The following is a 22,967-nucleotide window of genomic DNA, read 5'->3' on the forward strand; positions in this document are numbered from 1 at the left end:
GCGGGGGCGAGGTAATGAGGCCATTCCCCTCTAACTGGGGGTAGAAACGGCAGTCCACCCCCCCCTTTGCGGGATTTACTGGGAAATTTCTCCCAATATCATTGGTAAAAGCTGGATCTTATGATCCGGAATTCCCGCCCACAGCAGCAATAGACCGAAATGGACATCCTCATGGTTTCTCGCATCATGGGCGGGCTCAACAGCCGCCGCAATTCCCTTCAGAAGAGTGAGAAGGGCTTCACACTCATCGAGCTCCTCGTCGTCGTCATCATCATCGGAATCCTGGCGGCCATTGCTATTCCGGTGTACCTCGGCATCCAGAACAACGCCAAGGACAGCGCCGTGAAGTCAGACGTGGCCAACGCGAAGACCGCTATCGCGGCTTTTGCGACGGACAATAACGGTGCGCTTCCGGCTTCGCTTGCAGTTGCGGACCTGCCCGCAAAGTACGGCTACACCCAGCCGGCGGCTGGCGGCAACTACACCACTCTTCCTGGATTCACGAAGGCCACCGCCCCAGCGACCGGCTACTGCATCATCGCGACAGCAGTGACGGGCACGATAATCGGCGCTAGTGACCTGACCGGTGTCAAGGTAGCTGCCACATGCTCAGCAGGAGTGCTCGGCTAACAACTTGCGGCGTTGACCTGGGGGTGCCTCCAAACTCACCCCCAGGTTTCCGCGAACAGTGGGCGTCCTCCACTCACTGTTTCACTGATCGGAAATTGGTGGAGATGATGATTTCTCTGGGCTCGCGTTCACGAAGTACACGTTGTCAGCACTTTCTGAGGGGCACACAGGGCTTCAGCTTGATCGAACTCCTCGTCGTGGTGATCATCATGGGTGTCCTCACTGCTATCGCCACCCCGTTGTATTTGGGAATTCAGAATAATGCCAGGGACAGCGCCGTGAAGTTGGATGTCTCCAATGCCAAGACCGCGGTCGTCGCGTATGCGATTGATAACAAGGGTGCGCTTCCTGACTCTTTCTCGAATGCGGACCTGCCGACCAAGTACGGCTTCACCATTCCGCCTGCCGACTACTATTCAGCTTCTGGCCTCCCCGCCGTGTCCAAGGGCACTACAGGCTCCGCATTTTGTGTCTAGGCGGAAAGCGTGACGACCAGACAGGTCGCTGCCAGCGACCTGTCTCGCGTGGTAGCGAGCGCCACGGCTGGTGCCTATCAGGCGCAATGGTTCGCTAGCACGATGATGCTGAGGACGGGCGCAGGGATGCCGCACGACGGGGCCACGTGACGCATCACATTACCCAGGGCTGCAAGGCCCACGACACTCAAACGAGGTAGGGATGAACACCCAGGTCAGTGGCCGTCGATCTATCAGCGATGATGTGAGCGGATTTGGCATCATCGAGATCGTGGTTTCGATGTTCCTCCTAGCTCTGCTTATTATCTCCTTCGCACCCGTTCTCGTGAACACAATCAAATTCACCGCTAGAAACACGACGATCGCCACCGCGGCCCAAATGGCCAACAAGCAGATTGAGGCAGCCCGCGCTGTGCGCTCCGCGACCTCCACTCCTCCGAGCTGCAACGACATTAAGCAGTTTCTTTTGGTCACCCTGCCACCGGTCGTCGATCCCCGCGGTATCACCCTGCAGCCGCAGTGGGACCCCTTCGCGACCTGCACTGCGAGTACGATCCCCGGATACGTGCGAGTTAGGGTGTCGGTCTCCCAGGCGGGTTACGCCACCTCGACCGCTTCGGCAGCAACTTTCATCTTCGTCGCCGCGGGTGGAAACTAACCATGCAGGCGCAGCGGGATCACCTGCAATCAGGTCGAGACTTGGGATTCTCACTCGTGGAGCTCTTAATCTACATGGGTCTCCTTGTCCTCGTGATTTCTGTTGCGGGCGGTCTTCTGATTACCGGCTTGAAAACCCAGGAGACAACGCAGGCCGTCACTACAGCGGCGACCACTGCGCAGCAGATCGCTCGTTCCGTGCAAGCGGGAGTACGGAACGCATCGGCGGTCACGGTGACAAGTGATAACCCAGTGTGGCCGACCGGCGCGCAACTTTTGGTCGCGCGCACGATAGGAACCGACCCCCTCTCGACTACCCCGTCTTGCCAGGCCTGGTATTTCACGGGCACTGGGGTGAGTGGTAGCGGTTCGGTTTACACAAAGAGGACAAACCCAGCGGCCGTAATTACAGTGCCTAGCGGTGGCCCCGAGGGGACTTGGACTCTACTGGGCTCCGAGGTCAGACCCGACGACCCGGTGACTGCACGGGTCTTCAACGCCCCGAGTGGGTCGCGGGTCGATCTAAATTTCAACGTATCTGCGGGGACACACCCCTACGTACTGATCAAAACCACGACATACACCCCACAAGTCGCGACGGTGAGCACACCATGTTTCTAGCTAAAAGGGTCCGGGACGTCCACCGAGGCGAACGCGGTAGCGCGATGCTCGTCGCCATCGGTATGACAGCGGTAGCCGGCATCATCGCGATCACGATCACGTCGAGTTCTCTTTACGCCGTCGGCTACACCACGTCGATTCGATCTGGCGTCCAGGCCCAGGCCGCTGCCGAGGCGGGAATTGATTTTGCGGCGGCGGGCCTGGCCACCGCCGTGTGCCAAGCGCAGTACGGACCGACTTTAACCGAACCCAAATTCACAGTCAACGTCTCGTACTCGCTTCAAACAGTTTCCACGACAGGTGACAACGACACGTCCTGGCAAACCGGATGTCCGACGTTGGCCGCCAAGAGGGTCAAGCTTGTTTCTCTCGGAACGGCCACGGTCCTCGGGCTTGCGGGGAATTCGTCGGGCGACACGCGCAAAGTTGAAGCCGTTTACCCCTACGCGCCCACACAGCCCGGCACCGGCGCGGCAATCTATTCCTTCGCCCAAACCGACGCCACCGTCAACAACCTGACGATCCACGCGACAGCGGGGGCGCCGGCGACGGTCCAGTACCTGTCGGGGAGCCTTAACTGCACGTCCGGGTCGGTAATCGATGGCAGTGTGATTCTTGGGCTTGGCGGAGCTTCGCTTGCAAGCGGATGCGAAGTTAACGGCGATCTTTTTGTCTCCGGGTCGGTGAACCTGCAGAATTCCACCGTCCGCGGAAATGTGACTGCGGACAGCGGAACTTACCCGTCGGTGTCACTCGCCCCCTCTGCCACAATCCTGGGAAGCATTTATGCCGGCGGTCCGGTCAAAATGCAGGGCGCGACCGGTGGCGACATCATCGCTGGCCCTGGGATGGGAACGACGAACATCTCCGGATCGGTCGGTGGTTCGGTCATTGCGTCCGGCAATGTGAGCTATTCTGGCCCACCGAGGTCGCCGAGAAATATTGTTGAGGGCCAGAACGGCATGATCGCCCCGACCATCCCGTTTGTGCCCGGATGGCTCGATTATCCATTCGCCCCGGCCGACCAGACGCGCTGGGCTAGCTTGGGCTATACCGAATTGTCCCTGACCGACTGCAGAGCCGCTCCGTTTAGAGCCGCCATGAACACGGTCCTGACCTCGACCACTCCCCGCGTGCTGAATGCGCTTGGTTGTGGAGCCGGAGGGGTGGATTTTAGCCTGCTCACCAGTGCCACTAGCACTCTGAAGAGCAACTTGGTGATCGTTGCGAACGCGTTCGACTTCAGTGGAAACAACCTTGAGTCGTCGGACGGGAGGGACAAAAGCCTCTGGCTCATTATTCCGGATCGGGGACCCGGTGGAAATCCTCTGGAACCGCCCAACCGCACTACGGACTGTCCCCCCGGCGGTATATTCAAAATGAGGAATCACGTGACTGTCGGCTCCCACGTAAACGCATTGATCTACTCCCCGTGCAACATCACCAACTCTGCCGACGTGTGGCAGGGTCAGATCTATGCTGCCGGATCGCAGACCGCCAACGCCTTCACGCTGAACTACGTGCCGATCGGCATTCCGGGCTACGACTTCAACACCGGGCTCTTGATTAATCCGAGCGCCCCAACCACTGGCGTTCTCGGTGCCCGCACGGCGACTCGCAACATAGCCGTTGGTTAGCGTGGCTGTAATCGTCGCTGCTTTCGGGTCATTGATCGGATCCTTCCTCAACGTCGTCGTCTACCGACTACCCCTCAAACGGTCTCTCGTGTCGCCGCCGAGCGCTTGCGGGGGGTGCGGGGCCCGGATCCGGCTCTGGGACAACGTGCCTGTTCTGTCCTGGCTGGTGTTACGAGGACGCTGCCGAGACTGCCATGCACGAATATCGGCCCGGTACCCCCTCGTCGAGCTGGGCACCGCGATTTTTTTCGGTGTAGTCGCGTGGTGGGCTCAGGCTGAATTTCCGTCGACGGGAATCGTGACCTTAGAATCCACCATCACCCGGTTTGCGGCCCTGGCACCATTTCTTTATCTGGCCGCAGTGAGCGTGGCCCTTGCAATAATTGACCTTGACACACACACCCTACCTAACCGAATTGTGTTGCCGGCTTACTTCGTAGGCGCCGTCCTGCTGACGGTAGCTGGCGTGTTGGTGGATGAACCTACTCGCATGTCGGGAGCCTTCATCGGAGCCGGCGCTCTATTCGGGGTCTACTTCCTCATGGCCATGGTCTATCCAGCGGGCATGGGTTTGGGAGACGTGAAGCTGGCCGGCGTACTTGGTCTCTATCTGGGCTGGCTCGGATGGGGGCAACTCGCTGTCGGAGCGTTCTCCGCATTTCTGCTGGGTGGAGTCTTCGCGCTCGTACTCCTTGTTGCCCGACGGGCCAGTCGAAAAAGCGGCATCCCGTTTGGCCCTTGGATGTTGGCCGGAGCATGGCTCGGCATCTTCTATGGTGAACAGATAGCCAGTGGCTACCTGTCCCTTTTTGGTTTGGCATGACCGCGGCAGTCGCGAGGGAGAAGCAATGACGACAAGTGTTGTAGGAATCGACATCGGAACGTCCGGGGTGCGTGCCGCTGAGGTGAGTGACGCAGACAAGGGGAAGCCAATCCTGCTTCGCTACCACTCGGTGGAATTGCCCGAAGGTGCGGTCAATCGTGGGGAGGTTGTTGAGCCCAATACTGTCGCGGCCGCGATCAAGACCCTGTGGTCATCAGGTGGTTTCAAGAGCAAGAAAGTTGTACTTGGTTTGGGAAACCATCGTGTACTTGCCCGTGATCTCACGGTGCCCAAAATGCCCATCAACCGAATTAGGGAGTCTCTTCCCTTCCAAGTGCAGGATCTGCTCGCGGTCCCGGTGGCCGACGCACTGCTCGACTTTTATCCTATTTCCGAGAGCGAAGGTGAATCCGGGCTGGAGGTGAACGGACTTTTGATTGCTGCCGTGAAGGACGCTGTCGTAGGGAACGTCAAGGCGGTCCAACTGGCTGGCCTCACGCCAGTGGAAGTGGATTTGATCCCGTTCGCACTTACACGGGTAATTCACCGAGGCGCCAAATCCGATGGCGCGGTCGTGCAGATCGACGTCGGACAGGCAACCACCACCGTTGTCGTCACGCTGAACGGAGTTCCCCAATTTGTGCGACTCATTCCCGCGGGCGGCGGGGACCTCACCCAGGCGATGGTCCTTCGCCTGGGTTCGACGGCCGATGAGGCAGAGCTGCTCAAACGCACGATCGGCCTAGAACCAGCGTCCGCGCATCCGCAGGCGGCCACGATCATCCACGAGGTGACGACTGAACTGCTCAACAGTCTGAGAAACACTGTCAATTATTTCGTCAACACGAGAAACCACATCGCGGTTACGCGGATTGTCCTGACTGGCGGCGGCGCGCAATTGCGTGGCTTCGCTGCCGCGCTGGGTGAACTGACGCGACTTCCCGTCTTTGAGGCCGATCCCGCTGCGGCGGTAACACTCGGGCGTGGCGTCACCGCTGAAGCTCTGCAGAACACTCGGGGCGCGTTTTCTGTCGCGCTAGGGCTTGCCCTTGGGAGCAACTCATGAGCCGTTCCAAGGTTGGTGACGAGCTGGTATTCGGTGGTGAGCCACGGGTCGACTTGCTGCCCCCGGAGGTCAAGGCCGGGAAGAAGGTCAAGGCAACCCGCCGGCGTCTAGGCGTAACACTCATCGCAGTCGTCGTCTTGGTTATCACGGGGGTGGGCGCTGCGACGTGGCATGCGCAGCAGAGCCAAGATGAACTAGTCTCTGCACAAGCGCGCACGGCAGAGCTACTCGCCAGTCAGGCTAAGTATGCCGAAGTGAATCAGGTCCAGAACGAGGTCGACATGACTATCGCGGCACGCCAATTCGGCGCGTCCACCGAGGTCGACTGGAAGGCTTACCTGTCGCAGGTAAGGGCAGCGCTGCCAGCAGACGTTTCCATCGATACGGTCAGCGTAGATGCCGCGTCGCCACTCGGCGTTTATATCCAACCGACGGCACCCCTGCAAGCTGCGCGTGTTGCGACCCTCACGCTCACCGTGACCAGTCCGAACCTGCCGTCCGTCCCGCAATGGCTCGACGCGATCAAGGGGCTGCCTGGCTACGCGGATGCCACCCCCGGTTCGATCAAACGATCTGAGACCGGCGCGTATACCGTCGACCTCGTCATGCACATCAACGGGGGAGCGTATTCGAATCGCTTTGCCGCCACGGAGGGAAAGTAAGCATGGACCTGAACAGGCTCTGGGTTTTTGGCACCGTTGTACTGATCGCGGCCACCGCCCTCCTCGGCTGGGTCCTCGGGATTTCCCCGAAACTCAGTGAAGCGAGTCTCGCTGACGCAGATCGTGTCGTAGTAGAGGCCGAGAATGCTGCATTTGAACTCAAAGTCGCTGCCCTAAAGAAGAAATTCGCCAGCATTGGTGAGCTTAATGGCGAATTGGCGGCGCTCAGACTAGCTGTTCCAGATGCGGCCGAGATCCCTGCATTCCTCACTCAGCTGGACTCCATCGCGCAACAGCACCAAGTGACGCTGACCGACATTTCGGTGAACGATGCCCAGGCGTACGTACCCCTCGTTGTCGCTCCCCCCGCACCGGCAGCTGAGGCGGTACCGGCAGAGGACGCTGCGTCACCAACACCCACCCCCACCCAAACAGCTGCACCGACGGCGGCTGAGGTTGCCGCAGCCCTTGCTCCCGTCCCAAACGAGCTCATCACTGCCTCGAACTTCGTGTCCGTGCCTGTCTCCCTCACCGTTTCCGGCAGCTATGGGAACGTGCTCGACTTTATTGACGGTCTTCAAAAGGGCACCCGGCTGGTCATGGTGACGACCTTTGCAACATCCATGGTTGAGTCTCCCTCCGTTGCAGCGGCAGCAGCCACCAGTAAAACCGCCGTCGACACCCCCGTGGGTTCGGATCAGGTGACGACCACGATCTCAGCACTTATCTACGTGCTTCTCGATCCCGATACGACCGCCGGCTAGTTCCGCCGCACCGACCGCCACCGAGTAACGCGACCCAACACAGAGCCTCGCCAGGCCGAGCCTCCCTCAGCTGGGGGACACACATTGCTAAAGTTATGGCTGATCGTCACGGCCAACCACAAGGAGCGCACCATGAGCGATACAACGTCCCCTGAGGGCAACCGCAATCGCAACCACGACAACGAGCCTGAACCGGTCGACTACGCCGGCCACGAAGAGCGCACGGATGCCCCCGACTACTCCGGCACCGGCTCCCACTCCGCTCCGGCCGCCTCCGGTGACGCGCACGAGCCGACCACCGGGTCACCCGCGTCCTACCCGGCCGAGCCCGTCGGCGAGCCTGTCTCCTATGACGCTCCCGACGCATCCCGCGAGCCCGCGACGCCTGCCTACGTGCCCGCCGCGTCCGTGAACCGCTCCTCCGAGAACACCACCGCCGAGACCCAGCGCCTCGAGCCGGTCGAGCACGTGGACGAGCGCCCCGTCGCCACCCAGGCAGTCACCCAGACAGCGAACCCGGCCGACGCCCCACCGAACACCACGGCGCAGCCCCCCGTCTACATCCAGGCGCCGACCGCTCCCCGCTACAAGAGCAACCGCGGCCCCGGCGTGCTGATCGCCCTGCTCTCCACCGTCATCTTCGGCGCCCTCTACGCCGTGGTCGCGTTCGTGCTGTCCGGCATCGGCAGCTTGTCCATTGCGGACACGGCCTCGAAGTTCACCGACTTCATCGTGCTGCCGATCTTCTACGTGCCGGTCATCTTCTTCTTCGTCGCGTTCGCCCTGCTGGTGCTGATCGTGAACCGCGGCGGCTGGTGGGCCTACGTACTCTTCGGCTTCCTGGTGGCCGTGGCCGTCTACTTCTCCTACATCGGTGCGGCGCTGTTGAGCGTGCAGGCCTGGAACTTCACGCCCGACCAGGCGGCGCGCTTCATCAGCCAGCAGTGGCTGAACCCGGGGGCCATCGCCGCTGCGGTCGTCGCCCGCGAGGTGCCCATCTGGGCCGGCGCCTGGATCGCCCGCAACGGCCGTGCCGTCACCGAACGCAACACTGCAGCGAAGGCCGAATACGACCGCGTCCTCGCCGCCGGACCGCAGGGCATCCGCAGCAACTAGTCGGTCGACGCCCGGCGCTCAGCGTGCCGGGCCCCAGCAGGTACGCCATCAAGGGGAAGCGATGCGAAATTACCAGAAGTACGCGACGATCGTCGCCGTCTTCGCGGCAGTGCTCCTTGCCGCGCTCCTCGTCGCCGCCTTCGGAATGATCAGCCTGTTGACCGACACGGATGTCATCAGTGACCCCAACGCCGGACCTCTCGTCGGCCCGATCATGACCGCCGCCGCCGTGGTGCTGGTGTTCACCCTGATGCTGCTGCTCGGGCTGCGCACCAGACCGGAGAACCAGCGGATCGCCGTCGGGTACTCCCTCGGCACCGGGGTCGCCGCGCTTGTCGTCTTCGTTCTGGTGGGCGGGGTGCTCTACGCGCTCGGCACCGGGGTGCCGGCCGACACCGCCGGGCTCCCGGGCGATAGCGTCGGGTTCGCAGCCTCCGTGCTGCTGGGCCCGTTCGCGGTGACCACCGGCATCCTCTCCTTCATCGTCACCCTGCTCTACTCGCTGGTCCTCGCCTCACGGATGCCCGAACGCGGCCCCCCGAAATGGCCGTGGGAGCAAGGCGAAGACTGAAACACCGCCGGCCTGAAAGTCGCTGACTGCGGAGCACTCCGATCGGGTACCCTTGTCTTTCATGGGCGGTTCCATCGAGTTGCGGGTCAGCCAACAGGTTGACGACTGGCTCAACTGGCTGCCTCGCTGGCGCCCGGGCACGCATCGCGGCCGTTCACGGCTGTGCCGCACTTGCTTCGGGTCGCCGGTCATCGCCGCCGCCGGCCTCGCCACGGATGTCCCGCACGCCGTGCAGCACGCCCTCGCCATGCGCCTGAAGCACCTGATCGACGCCGAGGTCGACGAGTTCACCGAGACGCACCTCCCCCTGCTGCTCCGGGAGATCCGCCTGAACGAGGAGCGCAAGCAGGCCGCGTTGACCTACCGCCCCGCTGAGGGTCTGGACCCGGCCTACACCGGCCTCGACCTCGACCCGCCGGCCATGCCCGACGCCCCCTACCTCTTCACCTTCGCCGAACTCGCCCGGCCCGAGGCATCCGTGGCCCTGCCCGTTGACCCGCCTCCCTTGACCGTCGAGGAGAAGGCGGCCATCCGCGCCGAGGTCACACGCGCCGACGAACACGCGGCACTGGTCGGCGGTCGGGTCTGCGCCGAACTGTCCCGGCACCGTGAACGGATGCGCAGCGCCGTCACCGAATTCGTCGAACCCTGGGTGCTCGCTCTCCTCGCCGACCTCGACACTGCGCTCGATTCCCCGCTCTGGCCGCGCGGCCCGTGAACAGCACCTGAACGAACCCCCGGGGCCGCGTGATCCATTTGACCCAGCGGTCACCCCCGGGATATCCTTTCAAGGTGTGCGCTTTGTCGTGCGCTTGAGTCATGCCACCGCGATCTTGTCGTGCCGCACCTTAGGCGCCTCGATCTGGCACTCACACAGGGTGTGCTCTCCGAGCAGCCCCCACGGCATACCCACTACGGCCCGCGGAACTCATTCCGCGTGTTTCGGTGGGTCCAGATGAACTCGATCGGGCCGGAAACGGAACGATTCGAATGCTAACCATCAATGAGCTGTCACCGTGCAGCAAAAACAAGGAGTAATTAGTGCCCACCATTCAGCAGTTGGTACGAAAGGGCCGCAGCCCCAAGGTCACCAAGACCAAGGCGCCCGCCCTGAAGTCCAACCCCCAGCAGCGCGGCGTGTGCACCCGTGTTTACACGACCACGCCGAAGAAGCCGAACTCGGCCCTCCGCAAGGTCGCCCGCGTCAAGCTGTCGAACGGTACCGAGGTCACCGCCTACATTCCCGGCGAGGGTCACAACCTGCAGGAGCACTCGATGGTGCTCGTCCGCGGTGGTCGTGTGAAGGACCTCCCCGGTGTTCGATACAAGATCGTTCGCGGCGCACTGGACACCCAGGCCGTCAAGAACCGCAAGCAGGCTCGTAGCCGCTACGGCGCCAAGATGGAGAAGAAGTAATGCCTCGTAAAGGCCCAGCGCCCAAGCGTCCCGTTATCGCTGACCCGGTATACGGCGCCCCCATCGTCTCCCAGCTCGTCAACAAGATCCTCCTCGACGGAAAAAAGGGCCTCGCCGAGCGCATCGTTTACGATGCACTCGAAGGCGTCGTTGCCAAGAACGGTGCGGATGCCGTCGTCACCTTGAAGAAGGCACTCGACAACGTGCGCCCGACCCTCGAGGTGCGTTCGCGCCGCGTCGGTGGTTCCACCTACCAGGTGCCCGTCGAGGTCAAGCCGCACCGCGCCAACACCTTGGCTCTGCGCTGGTTGACCAGCTACGCCAAGGCCCGTCGCGAGAAGACGATGACCGAGCGTCTCACCAACGAAATCCTCGACGCATCCAACGGCCTCGGCGCCGCTGTGAAGCGCCGCGAGGACACGCACAAGATGGCCGAGGCGAACAAGGCCTTCGCTCACTACCGCTGGTAGTCGCGTTCCGGAATCCGGGCTTGTCGAGATCAGATCTCGATGGGCCCGGTTACCGGATGCCCTGTTTCGCCCCAAGATCCATAAGCAAACTTCCGGAGGACCCCTGTGGCACTTGACGTGCTCACCGACCTGAGTAAGGTCCGCAACATCGGCATCATGGCTCACATTGATGCTGGCAAGACCACCGTCACTGAGCGCATCCTGTACTACACGGGTGTCAATCACAAGATCGGCGAGACGCACGACGGCGCCTCGACCATGGACTGGATGGCGCAGGAGCAGGAACGTGGCATCACCATCACGTCTGCCGCGACGACCTGTTTCTGGGCCTCAAACCAGATCAACATCATCGACACCCCCGGCCACGTCGACTTCACCGTCGAGGTGGAGCGTTCGCTCCGCGTCCTCGACGGCGCCGTCGCAGTGTTCGACGGCAAGGAGGGCGTTGAGCCCCAGTCGGAGACCGTCTGGCGTCAGGCCGACAAGTACGACGTGCCCCGCATTTGCTTCGTCAACAAGATGGACAAGCTCGGCGCCGACTTCTTCTACACGGTCGACACCATCGTGAAGCGCCTCGGCGCGAAGCCGCTCGTCATCCAGCTGCCCATCGGCGCCGAGAACACCTTCGAAGGTGTCGTCGACCTCGTCGAAATGCGTGCACTGACCTGGCGCGGCGACTCCAAGGGTGACGTCGAGATGGGCTCCAAGTACGCCATCGAGGAGATCCCGGCCGACCTCGCCGAGCAGGCCGCGGAATACCGCAAGCTTCTCCTCGAAACCGTCGCCGAGACCGACGACGACCTCATGGAGAAGTACTTCTCCGGCGAAGAGCTCACTGTCTCCGAGATCAAGCACGCGATTCGCAAGCTGACGGTCTCCAGCGAGATCTACCCGGTCCTCTGCGGTTCCGCGTTCAAGAATCGCGGCGTGCAGCCGATGCTTGACGCAGTCGTCGACTACCTCCCCACCCCGCTCGACGTGCCGGCCATCGAGGCCCACGATGCGCGCGACGAGGAAAAGGTCGTCATGCGTCACCCCGACGCGACGGAGCCGTTCACGGCCCTCGCGTTCAAGGTCGCCGTCCACCCGTTCTTCGGTCGTCTGACCTACGTTCGCGTGTACTCCGGTCACCTTGACTCCGGCGCCCAGGTCGTCAACTCGACCAAGGGCAAGAAGGAGCGCATCGGCAAGATCTTCCAGATGCACGCCAACAAGGAGAACCCGGTGGCCTTCGTGACCGCCGGTCACATCTACGCGGTCATCGGCCTCAAGGACACCACCACAGGCGACACCCTGTGCGACCCGAACGCGCAGGTCGTGCTCGAGTCGATGACGTTCCCTGACCCGGTCATCGAGGTTGCGATCGAGCCGAAGACGAAGCAGGACCAGGAAAAGCTGGGTCTTGCGATCCAGAAACTGGCCGAAGAAGACCCGACCTTCCGCACCGAGCAGAACCAGGAAACTGGTCAGACGGTCATCAAGGGAATGGGTGAACTTCACCTGGACATCCTGGTCGACCGGATGCGACGTGAATTCAACGTCGAAGCCAACGTCGGCAAGCCTCAGGTCGCCTACCGCGAGACCATCCGCAGGGCGGTCGAGCGTCACGACTACACGCACAAGAAGCAGACCGGTGGATCCGGGCAGTTCGCGAAGATTCAGATCGCGATCGAGCCGCTCGAGATCACTGCCGAGAAGAGCTACGAGTTCGTCAACAAGGTCACGGGTGGCCGCATCCCCCGAGAGTACATTCCCTCGGTGGACGCAGGAATCCAGGATGCGCTGCACGTTGGCGTCCTGGCCGGCTACCCGATGGTGGGCGTCAAGGCAAGCCTGCTCGACGGCGCCGCGCACGACGTCGACTCCTCGGAGATGGCGTTCAAGATTGCCGGTTCGATGGGCTTCAAGGAAGCCGTTCGTAAGGCTGACCCTGTTCTGCTCGAGCCGTTGATGGCCGTCGAGGTTCGTACGCCCGAGGAGTACATGGGCGACGTCATCGGCGACCTCAACTCGCGTCGTGGACAGATCCAGACCATGGAGGACGCTCAGGGCGTGAAGGTAATTCGCGCCAACGTGCCGCTGTCGGAGATGTTCGGATACATCGGTGACCTGAGGTCGAAGACCTCGGGCCGCGCGGTGTACTCGATGACCTTCGAGAGCTACGCGGAGGTCCCCCGGGCCGTGGCCGAAGAGATCATCCAGAAGAACAAGGGCGAATAGCCTGCGGCCTTCCGGTCTCTCCGGGCCTTCGGGCCCAAATCGCTTCGGCCTCCCGGCCCGAGTAGCATAAGTACACAAATCCAGCAGTTTCACCGGCCGCAAACCAGCGGTCGATGGAGCCATGAGTCCTGAGGAGGACCCACAGTGGCCAAGGCCAAGTTCGAGCGGACCAAGCCGCACGTAAACATCGGAACGATCGGTCACGTTGACCACGGAAAGACCACGCTGACTGCAGCGATCTCCAAGGTCCTTGCCGACACGTACCCGTCCAAGACGAACGTTCAGCGCGACTTTGCGTCGATCGACTCTGCTCCGGAAGAACGCCAGCGCGGCATCACGATCAACATCTCGCACGTTGAGTACGAGACCGAAAAGCGTCACTATGCGCACGTCGACGCACCCGGCCACGCTGACTACATCAAGAACATGATCACCGGTGCTGCTCAGATGGACGGGGCGATCCTCGTGGTTGCCGCGACTGACGGCCCGATGGCTCAGACCCGTGAGCACGTTCTGCTCGCGAAGCAGGTCGGCGTGCCGTCCCTGCTCGTCGCCCTGAACAAGTCCGACATGGTTGACGACGAAGAGATCCTTGAGCTCGTTGAGCTCGAGGTTCGCGAACTCCTCTCCGCCCAGGGCTTCGACGGCGACAACGCTCCCGTCGTGCGCGTTTCCGCACTCAAGGCGCTTGAAGGCGACGAGAAGTGGGTCGGCAACATCCTTGAGCTCATGAAGGCTGTCGACGACTACTTCCCGGAGCCCGTCCGCGACAAGGACAAGCCCTTCCTGATGCCGATCGAGGACGTCTTCACGATCACCGGTCGTGGAACTGTCGTCACCGGCCGCGCCGAGCGTGGAACCCTCAAGATCAACTCCGAGGTCGAGGTTGTCGGCATCCGCCCGACCATCAAGACCACGGTCACGGGTATCGAGATGTTCCACAAGCAGCTCGACGAGGCATGGGCCGGCGAGAACTGTGGCCTTCTTCTTCGTGGCACCAAGCGCGAAGACGTCGAGCGCGGCCAGGTTGTCGTCAAGCCGGGTTCGGTCACGCCGCACACCGACTTCGAGGGCACCGCGTATATCCTGTCCAAGGATGAGGGTGGGCGTCACAACCCGTTCTACGCGAACTACCGCCCGCAGTTCTACTTCCGCACCACGGACGTCACCGGCGTCATCACGCTGCCTGAGGGCACCGAGATGGTCATGCCCGGCGACACCACCGACATGAACGTCGCGCTGATCCAGCCGATCGCCATGGAAGAGGGCCTCGGCTTCGCCATTCGTGAAGGTGGCCGCACCGTCGGCGCCGGAACGGTGACCAAGATCATCAAGTAGTTCCCTTCAGAAAAAGGGGTCGGTCCTTCGGGGCCGGCCCCTTTTTTCGTCCCCGACTTGCGGGGCCGGTTGATCCCGAATCGCCCAGGAACTAGCCTCGTTATGAACCTCAACCGCCCCCGATCGGAGCACCCCGTGAATTTCAACGACATCAGCCGCAAAGCGCAGGAGTTCCTCAAAACAGGGAAGGGCGAGAAGATCGCCGACAAGATCCTTGACGGGGGCGCCGCCGCCGCGAACAAGGTCACCGGCAACAAGCACGCCGACAAGATCAAGGATGCCCGAGCGGCGGCGGACAAACACCTCGGTCGCGGTGACGGTCCGACCGACCGCGACGCTCGAGGCACTGGCCCCGACGCCAGGTAACCGCTGGTCGAGCTCACTGCGGTGACCGAGCGCACCGTGGCGCGGGTCGTGCGCCGCTTCGCGCGTGGCATGCCACCTGCGAACGGGTCCGCGGCTGTCCTGTGGGGACTCCCCACGCTCGCCGGCTGGCCGCCCGAGGTCCACTCCCTCACCGAACGCACCCGCGGCGGACGCTCAACGCCGGGTATCCGCAAGCATGCATCGGGACTCGACACGCGGGATATCGCCGTGGTGAACGGACTCCTGGTCACCAGCATCGAACGCACGGTCGTCGACCTCGCCGCCACTCTGGATCTGAAGTCCGCGGTCGCCATGGCCGACCGCGCCATTGCGGTGGATCGTAGGGGGCGCATTCTGCCTCTGACCACCAGAGCCAGGCTGCTTGAGACCTGGGCAGGGTTGCTTCCCTTCCGCGGGTCCGTGCGGGCGCGGGCCGTGATCGACTTCTCTTCGACGCTGTCCGGTTCCCCCAACGAGTCCGGAAGCCGCGTCAACATAGCACTGAACGGATTTCCGGAGCCGGTGCTGCAGCATCCGTTCGTCGTCGAAGGCAAGACCGTCTTCACGGACTTTTACTGGATCGACGAGGACTCGGTGGGGGAGGCCGACGGCAAGGGCAAATACTTCGACCCCTCGATGCGAGGCGATCGCACCACCGCCGAGGTGGTCGACGACGAGAAACGCCGTGAGGATGGCGTGCGGCGCCAGGTGCACGCGTTCACCCGGTGGGACTTCCCGGTCGGGATGAGTCAGAGCCGGCTGCGCGCTCGACTGCTGCAGTTGGGGCTGCCGATCGGGCGCCCGCGACTCCAGTTTCGGTGAGGTGCCGGTGGTGCGCGGGTGCTGCGCCGCTGCGCTGGTGGCGTGCCCCGCGCGGAGCAGCGCAGCACCCGCGCGCGGCGTGAATGGTGGCGGCGACGCGCCCGGGGCGAGAGCCGGCCGAGCCGCGGAACGACGCGGATGTGGCGACACGCCGCCCGCGACACGCCCGGGTTGCACAATGACCCAACCCTGTGGCAGACTCTTCTAGTTCAACACTTTCGACTGCCGCGCTGCACGCGGTGTCGGGATCACTGCCAGGCAGTGCATAGCTTGTGCCGTTCGCCGTGAAAGGCGCCAGGTGCACAGTTAGGCCGCGGGCAGCAGAACATAGCTCAAACCAACAGCCGGGAAAGCTGGGTAAATCCATGCCTTCCCCCACGCGCGAGTGTGGAGAAGCGGGTTGGCTCGGCATGACCGCTCCGCGGCCCTGCCGAAATTGACAGATGAACAGTGGTGCGACAGCAGCAGTGCTACTACGGCGTCCAATGCAGCCCCTCGGGATGTACGAAGCCTTGACAAGAAAGCGAGTTCGACATGGCGGGACAGAAAATCCGCATTCGACTTAAGTCGTATGACCACGAGGTCATCGACATCTCGGCGCGCAAGATCGTCGACACAGTGACCCGCGCGGGTGCGACTGTCGTCGGCCCCGTGCCGCTTCCGACCGAGAAGAACGTGGTGTGTGTCATCCGTTCCCCTCACAAGTACAAGGACAGCCGGGAGCACTTTGAAATGCGCACCCACAAGCGTCTGATCGACATCATTGACCCGACCCCGAAGGCCGTCGACTCGCTTATGCGTCTCGACCTGCCGGCCGACGTCAACATCGAGATCAAGCTCTAGGGCCCGCGATGTCTTACGCAGATACCAAGACCACCAAGGGTCTCCTCGGCAAGAAGCTCGGCATGACGCAGGTGTGGGACGAGAACAACAAGCTCGTTCCCGTCACCGTCATCGAAATCTCGCCCAACGTTGTCACCCAGATCCGCAGCAAGGATATCGACGGTTACGCCGGCGTCCAGATCGCTGCTGGGGCCATCGATCCGCGCAAGGTCAACAAGCCTTCCGCCGGACACTTCGAAAAGGCAGGCGTCACGCCTCGCCGCCACCTCACCGAGCTCCGCACTGCGGATGCCGCTGACTACACCCTGGGCCAGGAACTCACCGTTGACGGTGTGTTCGCTGCCGGTACCAAGGTCGATGTCATGGGCACCAGCAAGGGCAAGGGTTTCGCCGGTGTTATGAAGCGTCACAACTTCAAGGGTGTTTCCTCCTCTCACGGTTCGCACCGCAACCACCGCAAGCCCGGTTCCATCGGTGCTTCCTCGACCCCGAGCCGTGTCTTCAAGGGCATGCGCATGGCCGGTCGTATGGGTGGCGAGCGCGTCACTGTGCTGAACCTCAAGGTTCACGCCGTGGATGCGGAGAAGGGCCTCCTGCTGGTCAAGGGTGCCGTTCCCGGCGCCAAGGGCCGCCTCGTATTCGTCCGCAATGCAGTGAAGGGAGCCTAGTCGTATGACTACCTCACTCGATCTCATCGACGCCAAGGGTAAGAAGGCCGGCTCCGTTGAGTTGCCCGCCGAAATCTTTGACGTTCAGACCAACGTCCCGCTGATCCACCAGGTCGTCGTCGCGCAGCTCGCTGCCGCACGTCAGGGAACTCACAAGACCAAGCGTCGTGGCGAAGTTTCCGGTTCCGGCCGCAAGCCGTTCAAGCAGAAGGGAACCGGTCGCGCTCGTCAGGGCTCGATCCGCGCCCCTCAGATGACCGGTGGTGGAATCGTCCACGGACCGACCCCGCGTAACTACGAACAGCGCACCCCCAAGAAGATGATTGCGGCAGCACTGCGTGGATCCCTTTCTGACCGCGCCCGTGGTGACCGCCTGCACGTCGTGACCGCACTCTTCAGCGCCGAGACGCCCAGCACCAAGGGCGCCATCGAGCTGCTCAGCCAGATCGCCAGCAGCAAGCACGTGCTGGTCGTCCTGGAGCGCACCGACGAACTGACCCTGCGCAGCATCCGCAACCTGCCGACGGTGCACGTTCTGCCGTGGGACCAGCTGAATGCCTATGACGTTCTCGTCAGCGACGACATCGTCTTCACCAAGGGCGCGTTCGACGCGTTCGTGGCGAGCAAGACCAAGAAGGAAGAGGTGTCCGCATAATGGCTACCCCGATCAACAAGGATCCCCGCGACGTCATCATCGCTCCGGTCGTCTCTGAGAAGAGCTATGGCCTGATCGACGAAGGCAAGTACACCTTCATCGTGGACCCGCGCTCGAACAAGACCGAAATCAAGCTCGCGATCGAAAAGATCTTCAAGGTGGAGGTCGCTTCGATCAACACCATGAACCGCATCGGCAAGACGCGTCGCACGAAGTTCGGTCAGGGCAAGCGCAAGGACACCAAGCGTGCCATCGTCACGCTCAAGTCCGGTTCCATTGACATCTTCACGGCCGTCGGCTAAGCGGCGCGGACTAGAGGAATAAGAAATGGCTATTCGTAAGTTCAAGCCCACGACTCCCGGTCGTCGCGGATCATCTGTTGCAGACTTCGCAGAGATCACCCGCTCCACGCCGGAGAAGTCCCTGCTTCGCCCCCTGTCCAAGACCGGTGGCCGTAACAACCAGGGTCGCATCACCACCCGTCACATTGGTGGTGGACACAAGCGCCAGTACCGTCTGATCGACTTCCGTCGTAACGACAAGGACGGCGTCAACGCCAAGGTTGCTCACATCGAGTACGACCCCAACCGCACGGCGCGCATCGCGCTCCTGCACTTCATGGACGGCTCCAAGCGCTACATCATCGCCCCGAACAAGCTGAACCAGGGCGACATCGTAGAGTCGGGCGCCGGTGCTGACATCAAGCCCGGCAACAACCTGCCGCTGAAGAACATCCCGACCGGTACCATCATCCACGCGGTCGAACTGCGTCCGGGCGGTGGCGCCAAGATGGCCCGCTCCGCCGGATCATCCGTTCGCCTCGTTGCGAAGGATGGCATCTACGCCCAGCTGCGCCTGCCGTCCGGAGAAATCCGCAACGTCGACGCCCGCTGCCGCGCCACGATCGGCGAGGTCGGTAACGCCGAGCAGTCGAACATCAACTGGGGCAAGGCCGGCCGGATGCGCTGGAAAGGCGTTCGCCCGACCGTTCGTGGTGTTGCCATGAACCCGGTCGACCACCCGCACGGTGGTGGTGAGGGTAAGACGTCCGGTGGACGTCACCCCGTCAGCCCTTGGGGCCAGAAAGAAGGGCGTACCCGCCACCCGAACAAGGAAAGCGACAAGCTCATCGTTCGTCGCCGTACCGTCGGCAAGAAGCGTAAGTAGGAGTAGACGATGCCACGCAGTCTCAAGAAAGGCCCGTTCGTTGACGACCACCTGCTTCGCAAGGTTGTCAAGGCGAACGAAGCCAGCAGCAAGAACGTAATCAAGACCTGGTCGCGCCGTTCGATGATCATCCCCGGCATGCTCGGGCACACCATCGCCGTGCACGACGGGCGCAAGCACATCCCGGTGTTCGTCACCGAGAGCATGGTCGGGCATAAGCTCGGCGAGTTTGCGCCCACCCGCACCTTCCGTGGACACGTGAAGGACGACAAGAAGGGCCGTCGCCGCTAACGCGGGGACGTGAAGGAGGATAAGAAATGGTGGAGTCGATCGCACGCGTGCGTCACATCCGCGTTACCCCCCAGAAGGCTCGTCGCGTTGTCAACCTGATCCGCGGCAAGCAGGCCTTCGAGGCCCTGGGAATTCTGAAGTTTGCGCCGCAGGGCGCGAGCGACCCGGTGTACAAGCTGGTTGCCTCGGCAATCGCCAACGCGCGAGTCAAGGCTGATGCAGCCAACACCTTCCTCGACGAGCAGGACCTGTTCGTCAGCCAGGCGTTCGTTGATGAGGGTACGACCCTCAAGCGTTTCCAGGCCCGTGCACAGGGTCGCGCATTCCAGATCAAGAAGCGCACGAGCCACATCACGGTTGTGCTCGCCACTCCTGAGGAGGGTACGAAGTAATGGGTCAGAAAGTAAACCCCTATGGCTTCCGTCTGGGAATCACGACCGACCACGTGTCGCGTTGGTTCTCTGACAGCACGAAGCCGGGCCAGCGTTACAGCGACTTCGTCGCTGAAGACGTCAAGATCCGCCGCCTGTTGAGCACCAGTCTCGACCGCGCCGGCGTTTCCCGCATCGAGATCGAGCGCACTCGTGACCGCGTTCGCGTCGACATCCACACCGCCCGTCCGGGCATTGTGATCGGTCGCCGCGGCGCGGAGGCCGAGCGCATTCGCTCCGACCTCGAAAAGCTCACCGCCAAGCAGATCCAGCTGAACATCCTCGAGGTGAAGAACCCCGAGGTCGACGCTCAGCTGGTCGCTCAGGGCATCGCCGAGCAGCTCTCCGCTCGCGTGGCATTCCGCCGCGCGATGCGTAAGGGCCTGCAGGGTGCCCAGCGCGCCGGTGCCAAGGGTGTTCGCATCCAGGTCTCCGGTCGCCTGGGTGGCGCCGAGATGAGCCGTTCGGAGTTCTACCGCGAAGGCCGTGTGCCCCTGCACACTCTGCGCGCGAACATCGACTACGGGTTCTACGAAGCCAAGACCACCTTCGGCCGCATCGGCGTGAAGGTCTGGATCTACAAGGGCGACATCACCAACAAGGAACTCGCTCGCGAGCAGGCCAACGCTAAGTCGACCCGCCCCGAGCGTCGTGACGACCGACCGCGTCGTGCGCCCCGCGCAGAGGCAGCGGCACCGGTTGCAGCAGGAGTTGAGGCATAACCATGTTGATTCCACGCAGAGTCAAGCACCGCAAGCAGCACCACCCGGGCCGTACCGGCCACGCAACCGGTGGTACCGAGCTGTCGTTCGGTGAGTACGGCATCCAGGCCCTCACGCCCGCCTATGTGACCAACCGTCAGATCGAGTCCGCTCGTATCGCGATCACCCGTCACATGAAGCGCGGCGGCAAGGTCTGGATCAACATCTACCCGGACCGACCGCTCACCAAGAAGCCGGCCGAAACCCGCATGGGTTCCGGTAAGGGTTCCGTCGAGTGGTGGGTTGCCAACGTCAAGCCCGGTCGCGTGCTTTTCGAACTCAGCGGTGTCACCGACATCGTCGCAAAGGAAGCGCTGACCCGCGCTATCCACAAACTGCCCTTGAAGGCACGCATCATCAAGCGCGAGGAGGGCGACGCATAATGGCGATCGGATCCAAGGAGCTCGCCTCAGTCGAGCTCGACACTTTTGAAAACGAGCGGTTGTTCGATGAGCTGAAGAAGGCGAAGGAAGAACTCTTCAACCTTCGCTTCCAGTCGGCCACCGGCCAGCTCGAGAGCCACGGCCGCCTCCGCGCGGTCAAGCGCGACATCGCTCGCATCTACACGGTGCTCCGTGAGCGCGAGTTGGGCATTCGTCCGACTCCCGCACCAGTCGAGGCTCCGGCCAAGGCTGAGAAGAAGACCAAGAAGGCCAAGCCGGCAGTGAAGTCCGTTGACGACTCCGCTGCGGCCGACGCCGCCCAGACGAAGGAGGCCTAGTCATGGCGAAGACTGACGAAAAGGTCGTCGCTGCCGAGGCTGAGGCTCTCGTTCGCGGCTACCGCAAGACGCTGCGTGGTTACGTGACCAGCGACAAGATGGACAAGACCATCGTTGTCGAGGTCGAAGACCGCGTGAAGCACCCCCTGTACGGCAAGGTCATCCGCCGTACGTCCAAGCTGAAGGCTCACGACGAGGCGAACATCGCCGGCGTCGGCGACCTGGTCCTGATCAGTGAGACCCGTCCGCTCAGCGCCTCCAAGCGCTGGCGCCTGGTCGAGATCCTCGAGAAGGCCAAGTAGGCCTCGCGCTTACTTGATAGAAGGGTATAAAAAGTGCTTCAGCAAGAATCACGACTCAAGGTTGCCGACAACACGGGTGCCAAGGAGCTGTTGACCATTCGCGTGCTCGGCGGTTCCGGCCGTCGCTACGCAGGCCTCGGCGACACGATCGTCGCCACCGTCAAGGACGCCATCCCGGGCGGCAACGTCAAGAAGGGCGACGTCGTCAAGGCCGTCGTCGTTCGCGTCAAAAAGCAGACCCGTCGTTCAGACGGTTCGTACATCAAGTTCGATGAGAACGCCGCAGTGATTTTGAAGAACGAAGGTGACCCCCGCGGCACCCGAATCTTCGGACCGGTCGGTCGCGAGCTTCGCGACAAGAAGTTCATGAAGATCATCTCGCTGGCACCGGAGGTTATCTAAATCATGGCCAGACTCAAAAAGGGTGACCTCGTAGAGGTCATCACCGGCCGCACCCAGGCCCGCGGCGGAGACCGTGGCAAGCAGGGCAAGGTCATTGCCGTCCTGGTGGAGAAGAACAGGGTCCTCGTTGAGGGCATCAACTTCGTCACCAAGCACGTTCGCGTTGGCCAGACCCAGCGCGGCACCAAGACCGGCGGCATCGAAACCATGGAGGCGCCGATTCACGTGTCCAACGTGGCCCTCGTCGACCCGGAGACCAAGAAGCCGACTCGCGTCGGTTTCCGCCTCGAAGAAGTAACGAAGGACGGCGTCACCAAGACGGTCCGCATCCGTTACGCCAAGAAGTCAGGGAAGGACCTCTGATGACCGACACTTCAGTTGCAGCAGCAGAAGCGCCCGTTGAGGCCGTCCTGCCGCGTCTCAAGCAGAAGTACCGCGATGAGATCATGGCCCAGCTCAGCAAGGACCTCGGCTTCACCAACGTTCACCAGATTCCGAACCTGGTCAAGATCGTTGTGAACATGGGTGTCGGCGAGGCAGCACGCGACGGCAAGATCATGGATGGCGCCGTCGCCGACCTCACCAAGATCACCGGTCAGAAGCCGCAGGTCACCAAGGCCCGTAAGTCGATCGCGCAGTTCAAACTGCGTGAAGGACAGCCCATCGGCACGCACGTCACACTTCGTGGCGACCGCATGTGGGAGTTCCTCGACCGGCTCCTGAGCCTGGCGCTTCCGCGCATCCGCGACTTCCGCGGTCTGAGCGACAAGCAGTTCGATGGCAGCGGTAACTACACCTTCGGTCTCACCGAGCAGGTCATGTTCCACGAGATCGACCAGGACCGGATCGACCGTATCCGCGGTATGGATATCACGGTTGTGACGACGGCCAAGAACAACGAAGAAGGCCGCGCGCTGCTCAAGGCGCTGGGCTTCCCGTTCAAGACGGCCGAAAACACCAAGTAAAGTAGCTCTTTGGCTCTTGTAGTACACACCCGGGGCTGGACAACCGTCCAGCCCCACCACGACCAAGGTCGTCACCCGTGTAACGGATGAACGAAACCAGGCGAGA

The 22,967-nt window shown here is 62.4% G+C and carries 31 protein-coding genes and 1 pseudogene; all 32 read left to right on the forward strand.

The genetic code is table 11. From position 1 onward, the window contains the following. Positions 1-159: 159 nt before the first annotated feature. Positions 160-630, forward strand: a complete 471-nt coding sequence (locus E3O62_RS17400) for a type II secretion system protein (RefSeq protein WP_304990547.1) — start codon at positions 160-162, stop codon at positions 628-630. A 107-nt stretch (positions 631-737) separates the two neighbouring features. Then, the gene (locus E3O62_RS06745; protein ID WP_255573784.1) at positions 738-1,106 is read left to right on the forward strand and encodes a type IV pilin protein; all 369 of its coding nucleotides are present in this window, start codon (positions 738-740) and stop codon (positions 1,104-1,106) included. A gap of 202 nt (positions 1,107-1,308) precedes the next feature. Continuing rightward, entirely contained in the window at positions 1,309-1,764 is a 456-nt protein-coding gene (locus E3O62_RS06750; RefSeq protein ID WP_134397967.1) for a type II secretion system GspH family protein, read from the forward strand. Between the two features lie 664 nt (positions 1,765-2,428). Continuing rightward, entirely contained in the window at positions 2,429-4,021 is a 1,593-nt protein-coding gene (locus E3O62_RS06755; RefSeq protein WP_134397968.1) for a hypothetical protein, read from the forward strand. Position 4,022: 1 nt separating this feature from the next. Then, positions 4,023-4,274: pseudogene (locus E3O62_RS17530) on the forward strand (A24 family peptidase); the annotation flags it as partial. A gap of 45 nt (positions 4,275-4,319) precedes the next feature. Further along, positions 4,320-4,844, forward strand: coding sequence for an A24 family peptidase (locus tag E3O62_RS17535; protein WP_370448898.1), 525 nt, complete (start codon positions 4,320-4,322; stop codon positions 4,842-4,844). A 25-nt stretch (positions 4,845-4,869) separates the two neighbouring features. Then, complete coding sequence (gene pilM / locus E3O62_RS06765) at positions 4,870-5,910, forward strand: type IV pilus assembly protein PilM (protein ID WP_134397970.1); 1,041 nt, start codon at positions 4,870-4,872, stop codon at positions 5,908-5,910. Beyond that, a complete protein-coding gene (locus tag E3O62_RS06770) occupies positions 5,907-6,572 on the forward strand; it encodes a hypothetical protein (RefSeq protein ID WP_134397971.1) in 666 nt (221 codons plus the stop codon). The genes pilM and E3O62_RS06770 overlap by 4 nt, the downstream gene beginning before the upstream one ends. Before the next feature lie 2 nt (positions 6,573-6,574). Next, complete coding sequence (locus E3O62_RS06775) at positions 6,575-7,336, forward strand: hypothetical protein (protein WP_134397972.1); 762 nt, start codon at positions 6,575-6,577, stop codon at positions 7,334-7,336. 132 nt (positions 7,337-7,468) lie between these two features. Then, positions 7,469-8,452 carry a hypothetical protein gene (locus E3O62_RS06780; RefSeq protein WP_134397973.1) on the forward strand — a complete coding sequence of 328 codons (984 nt, stop codon included), beginning with the start codon at positions 7,469-7,471 and terminating at the stop codon, positions 8,450-8,452. A 61-nt stretch (positions 8,453-8,513) separates the two neighbouring features. Next, positions 8,514-9,023, forward strand: coding sequence for a DUF6121 family protein (locus tag E3O62_RS16545; RefSeq protein ID WP_166786439.1), 510 nt, complete (start codon positions 8,514-8,516; stop codon positions 9,021-9,023). Between the two features lie 61 nt (positions 9,024-9,084). After that, positions 9,085-9,741 (forward strand): spermidine/putrescine ABC transporter substrate-binding protein, encoded by a 657-nt coding sequence (locus E3O62_RS06790; protein ID WP_134397974.1) that lies wholly within the window; start codon positions 9,085-9,087, stop codon positions 9,739-9,741. A gap of 323 nt (positions 9,742-10,064) precedes the next feature. Next, a complete protein-coding gene (rpsL, locus tag E3O62_RS06795) occupies positions 10,065-10,439 on the forward strand; it encodes a 30S ribosomal protein S12 (protein WP_055811472.1) in 375 nt (124 codons plus the stop codon). Then, positions 10,439-10,909 (forward strand): 30S ribosomal protein S7, encoded by a 471-nt coding sequence (gene rpsG / locus E3O62_RS06800; RefSeq protein WP_066597688.1) that lies wholly within the window; start codon positions 10,439-10,441, stop codon positions 10,907-10,909. Before rpsL ends, rpsG begins: the two co-directional genes overlap by 1 nt. 105 nt (positions 10,910-11,014) lie before the next feature. Next, positions 11,015-13,129, forward strand: coding sequence for an elongation factor G (fusA, locus tag E3O62_RS06805; RefSeq protein ID WP_134397975.1), 2,115 nt, complete (start codon positions 11,015-11,017; stop codon positions 13,127-13,129). A gap of 144 nt (positions 13,130-13,273) precedes the next feature. Then, complete coding sequence (tuf, locus tag E3O62_RS06810; RefSeq protein ID WP_104171753.1) at positions 13,274-14,467, forward strand: elongation factor Tu; 1,194 nt, start codon at positions 13,274-13,276, stop codon at positions 14,465-14,467. Positions 14,468-14,602: 135 nt separating this feature from the next. Further along, positions 14,603-14,833 carry an Rv0909 family putative TA system antitoxin gene (locus tag E3O62_RS06815; RefSeq protein WP_241973355.1) on the forward strand — a complete coding sequence of 77 codons (231 nt, stop codon included), beginning with the start codon at positions 14,603-14,605 and terminating at the stop codon, positions 14,831-14,833. A 21-nt stretch (positions 14,834-14,854) separates the two neighbouring features. Next, positions 14,855-15,655: a hypothetical protein gene (locus E3O62_RS06820; RefSeq protein ID WP_134397977.1), complete on the forward strand. Its 801-nt coding sequence runs from the start codon at positions 14,855-14,857 to the stop codon at positions 15,653-15,655. A gap of 534 nt (positions 15,656-16,189) precedes the next feature. Further along, positions 16,190-16,498 (forward strand): 30S ribosomal protein S10, encoded by a 309-nt coding sequence (gene rpsJ / locus E3O62_RS06825; RefSeq protein ID WP_035834607.1) that lies wholly within the window; start codon positions 16,190-16,192, stop codon positions 16,496-16,498. 8 nt (positions 16,499-16,506) lie between these two features. Continuing rightward, positions 16,507-17,166, forward strand: a complete 660-nt coding sequence (gene rplC / locus E3O62_RS06830) for a 50S ribosomal protein L3 (protein WP_134363320.1) — start codon at positions 16,507-16,509, stop codon at positions 17,164-17,166. A gap of 4 nt (positions 17,167-17,170) precedes the next feature. Continuing rightward, positions 17,171-17,821, forward strand: a complete 651-nt coding sequence (gene rplD / locus E3O62_RS06835; protein WP_104100969.1) for a 50S ribosomal protein L4 — start codon at positions 17,171-17,173, stop codon at positions 17,819-17,821. Next, positions 17,821-18,123 carry a 50S ribosomal protein L23 gene (rplW, locus tag E3O62_RS06840; protein WP_104100968.1) on the forward strand — a complete coding sequence of 101 codons (303 nt, stop codon included), beginning with the start codon at positions 17,821-17,823 and terminating at the stop codon, positions 18,121-18,123. Before rplD ends, rplW begins: the two co-directional genes overlap by 1 nt. Positions 18,124-18,148: 25 nt before the next feature. Next, the gene (gene rplB, locus E3O62_RS06845) at positions 18,149-18,988 is read left to right on the forward strand and encodes a 50S ribosomal protein L2 (protein ID WP_104100967.1); all 840 of its coding nucleotides are present in this window, start codon (positions 18,149-18,151) and stop codon (positions 18,986-18,988) included. Positions 18,989-18,997: 9 nt separating this feature from the next. Continuing rightward, positions 18,998-19,279 (forward strand): 30S ribosomal protein S19, encoded by a 282-nt coding sequence (gene rpsS, locus E3O62_RS06850; protein WP_104100966.1) that lies wholly within the window; start codon positions 18,998-19,000, stop codon positions 19,277-19,279. A gap of 26 nt (positions 19,280-19,305) precedes the next feature. Further along, on the forward strand, positions 19,306-19,671 hold the full coding sequence (gene rplV, locus E3O62_RS06855) for a 50S ribosomal protein L22 (protein WP_104100965.1): 366 nt from the start codon (positions 19,306-19,308) through the stop codon (positions 19,669-19,671). Continuing rightward, a complete protein-coding gene (rpsC, locus tag E3O62_RS06860; RefSeq protein WP_104100964.1) occupies positions 19,671-20,432 on the forward strand; it encodes a 30S ribosomal protein S3 in 762 nt (253 codons plus the stop codon). The genes rplV and rpsC overlap by 1 nt, the downstream gene beginning before the upstream one ends. Positions 20,433-20,434: 2 nt before the next feature. Beyond that, entirely contained in the window at positions 20,435-20,854 is a 420-nt protein-coding gene (gene rplP, locus E3O62_RS06865; protein WP_104100963.1) for a 50S ribosomal protein L16, read from the forward strand. After that, the gene (gene rpmC, locus E3O62_RS17405; protein WP_134395130.1) at positions 20,854-21,192 is read left to right on the forward strand and encodes a 50S ribosomal protein L29; all 339 of its coding nucleotides are present in this window, start codon (positions 20,854-20,856) and stop codon (positions 21,190-21,192) included. The genes rplP and rpmC overlap by 1 nt, the downstream gene beginning before the upstream one ends. A 2-nt stretch (positions 21,193-21,194) precedes the next feature. Continuing rightward, positions 21,195-21,494: a 30S ribosomal protein S17 gene (rpsQ, locus tag E3O62_RS06875; protein WP_104100961.1), complete on the forward strand. Its 300-nt coding sequence runs from the start codon at positions 21,195-21,197 to the stop codon at positions 21,492-21,494. A gap of 33 nt (positions 21,495-21,527) precedes the next feature. Next, the gene (gene rplN / locus E3O62_RS06880; RefSeq protein WP_104100960.1) at positions 21,528-21,896 is read left to right on the forward strand and encodes a 50S ribosomal protein L14; all 369 of its coding nucleotides are present in this window, start codon (positions 21,528-21,530) and stop codon (positions 21,894-21,896) included. A gap of 3 nt (positions 21,897-21,899) precedes the next feature. Then, a complete protein-coding gene (gene rplX / locus E3O62_RS06885; RefSeq protein ID WP_134369268.1) occupies positions 21,900-22,259 on the forward strand; it encodes a 50S ribosomal protein L24 in 360 nt (119 codons plus the stop codon). Continuing rightward, the gene (gene rplE / locus E3O62_RS06890; RefSeq protein ID WP_134395129.1) at positions 22,259-22,861 is read left to right on the forward strand and encodes a 50S ribosomal protein L5; all 603 of its coding nucleotides are present in this window, start codon (positions 22,259-22,261) and stop codon (positions 22,859-22,861) included. The genes rplX and rplE overlap by 1 nt, the downstream gene beginning before the upstream one ends. The last annotated feature ends 106 nt before the right edge of the window (positions 22,862-22,967 follow it).

Origin of the sequence: Cryobacterium sp. TMT2-15-1, from assembly GCF_004402345.1 — a bacterium.
Classification (GTDB): Bacteria; Actinomycetota; Actinomycetes; order Actinomycetales; family Microbacteriaceae; genus Cryobacterium; species Cryobacterium sandaracinum.

Coding starts and splice junctions, on each gene's coding strand:
- E3O62_RS17400 (WP_304990547.1), top strand. CDS start 160: ATGGACATCCTCATGGTTTCTCGCATCATGGGCGGGCTCAACAGCCGC.
- E3O62_RS06745 (WP_255573784.1), top strand. CDS start 738: ATGATTTCTCTGGGCTCGCGTTCACGAAGTACACGTTGTCAGCACTTT.
- E3O62_RS06750 (WP_134397967.1), top strand. CDS start 1,309: ATGAACACCCAGGTCAGTGGCCGTCGATCTATCAGCGATGATGTGAGC.
- E3O62_RS06755 (WP_134397968.1), top strand. CDS start 2,429: ATGCTCGTCGCCATCGGTATGACAGCGGTAGCCGGCATCATCGCGATC.
- pilM (WP_134397970.1), top strand. CDS start 4,870: ATGACGACAAGTGTTGTAGGAATCGACATCGGAACGTCCGGGGTGCGT.
- E3O62_RS06770 (WP_134397971.1), top strand. CDS start 5,907: ATGAGCCGTTCCAAGGTTGGTGACGAGCTGGTATTCGGTGGTGAGCCA.
- E3O62_RS06775 (WP_134397972.1), top strand. CDS start 6,575: ATGGACCTGAACAGGCTCTGGGTTTTTGGCACCGTTGTACTGATCGCG.
- E3O62_RS06780 (WP_134397973.1), top strand. CDS start 7,469: ATGAGCGATACAACGTCCCCTGAGGGCAACCGCAATCGCAACCACGAC.
- E3O62_RS16545 (WP_166786439.1), top strand. CDS start 8,514: ATGCGAAATTACCAGAAGTACGCGACGATCGTCGCCGTCTTCGCGGCA.
- E3O62_RS06790 (WP_134397974.1), top strand. CDS start 9,085: ATGGGCGGTTCCATCGAGTTGCGGGTCAGCCAACAGGTTGACGACTGG.
- rpsG (WP_066597688.1), top strand. CDS start 10,439: ATGCCTCGTAAAGGCCCAGCGCCCAAGCGTCCCGTTATCGCTGACCCG.
- rpsJ (WP_035834607.1), top strand. CDS start 16,190: ATGGCGGGACAGAAAATCCGCATTCGACTTAAGTCGTATGACCACGAG.
- rplC (WP_134363320.1), top strand. CDS start 16,507: ATGTCTTACGCAGATACCAAGACCACCAAGGGTCTCCTCGGCAAGAAG.
- rplD (WP_104100969.1), top strand. CDS start 17,171: ATGACTACCTCACTCGATCTCATCGACGCCAAGGGTAAGAAGGCCGGC.
- rplW (WP_104100968.1), top strand. CDS start 17,821: ATGGCTACCCCGATCAACAAGGATCCCCGCGACGTCATCATCGCTCCG.
- rplB (WP_104100967.1), top strand. CDS start 18,149: ATGGCTATTCGTAAGTTCAAGCCCACGACTCCCGGTCGTCGCGGATCA.
- rpsS (WP_104100966.1), top strand. CDS start 18,998: ATGCCACGCAGTCTCAAGAAAGGCCCGTTCGTTGACGACCACCTGCTT.
- rplV (WP_104100965.1), top strand. CDS start 19,306: ATGGTGGAGTCGATCGCACGCGTGCGTCACATCCGCGTTACCCCCCAG.
- rpsC (WP_104100964.1), top strand. CDS start 19,671: ATGGGTCAGAAAGTAAACCCCTATGGCTTCCGTCTGGGAATCACGACC.
- rplP (WP_104100963.1), top strand. CDS start 20,435: ATGTTGATTCCACGCAGAGTCAAGCACCGCAAGCAGCACCACCCGGGC.
- rpmC (WP_134395130.1), top strand. CDS start 20,854: ATGGCGATCGGATCCAAGGAGCTCGCCTCAGTCGAGCTCGACACTTTT.
- rpsQ (WP_104100961.1), top strand. CDS start 21,195: ATGGCGAAGACTGACGAAAAGGTCGTCGCTGCCGAGGCTGAGGCTCTC.
- rplX (WP_134369268.1), top strand. CDS start 21,900: ATGGCCAGACTCAAAAAGGGTGACCTCGTAGAGGTCATCACCGGCCGC.
- rplE (WP_134395129.1), top strand. CDS start 22,259: ATGACCGACACTTCAGTTGCAGCAGCAGAAGCGCCCGTTGAGGCCGTC.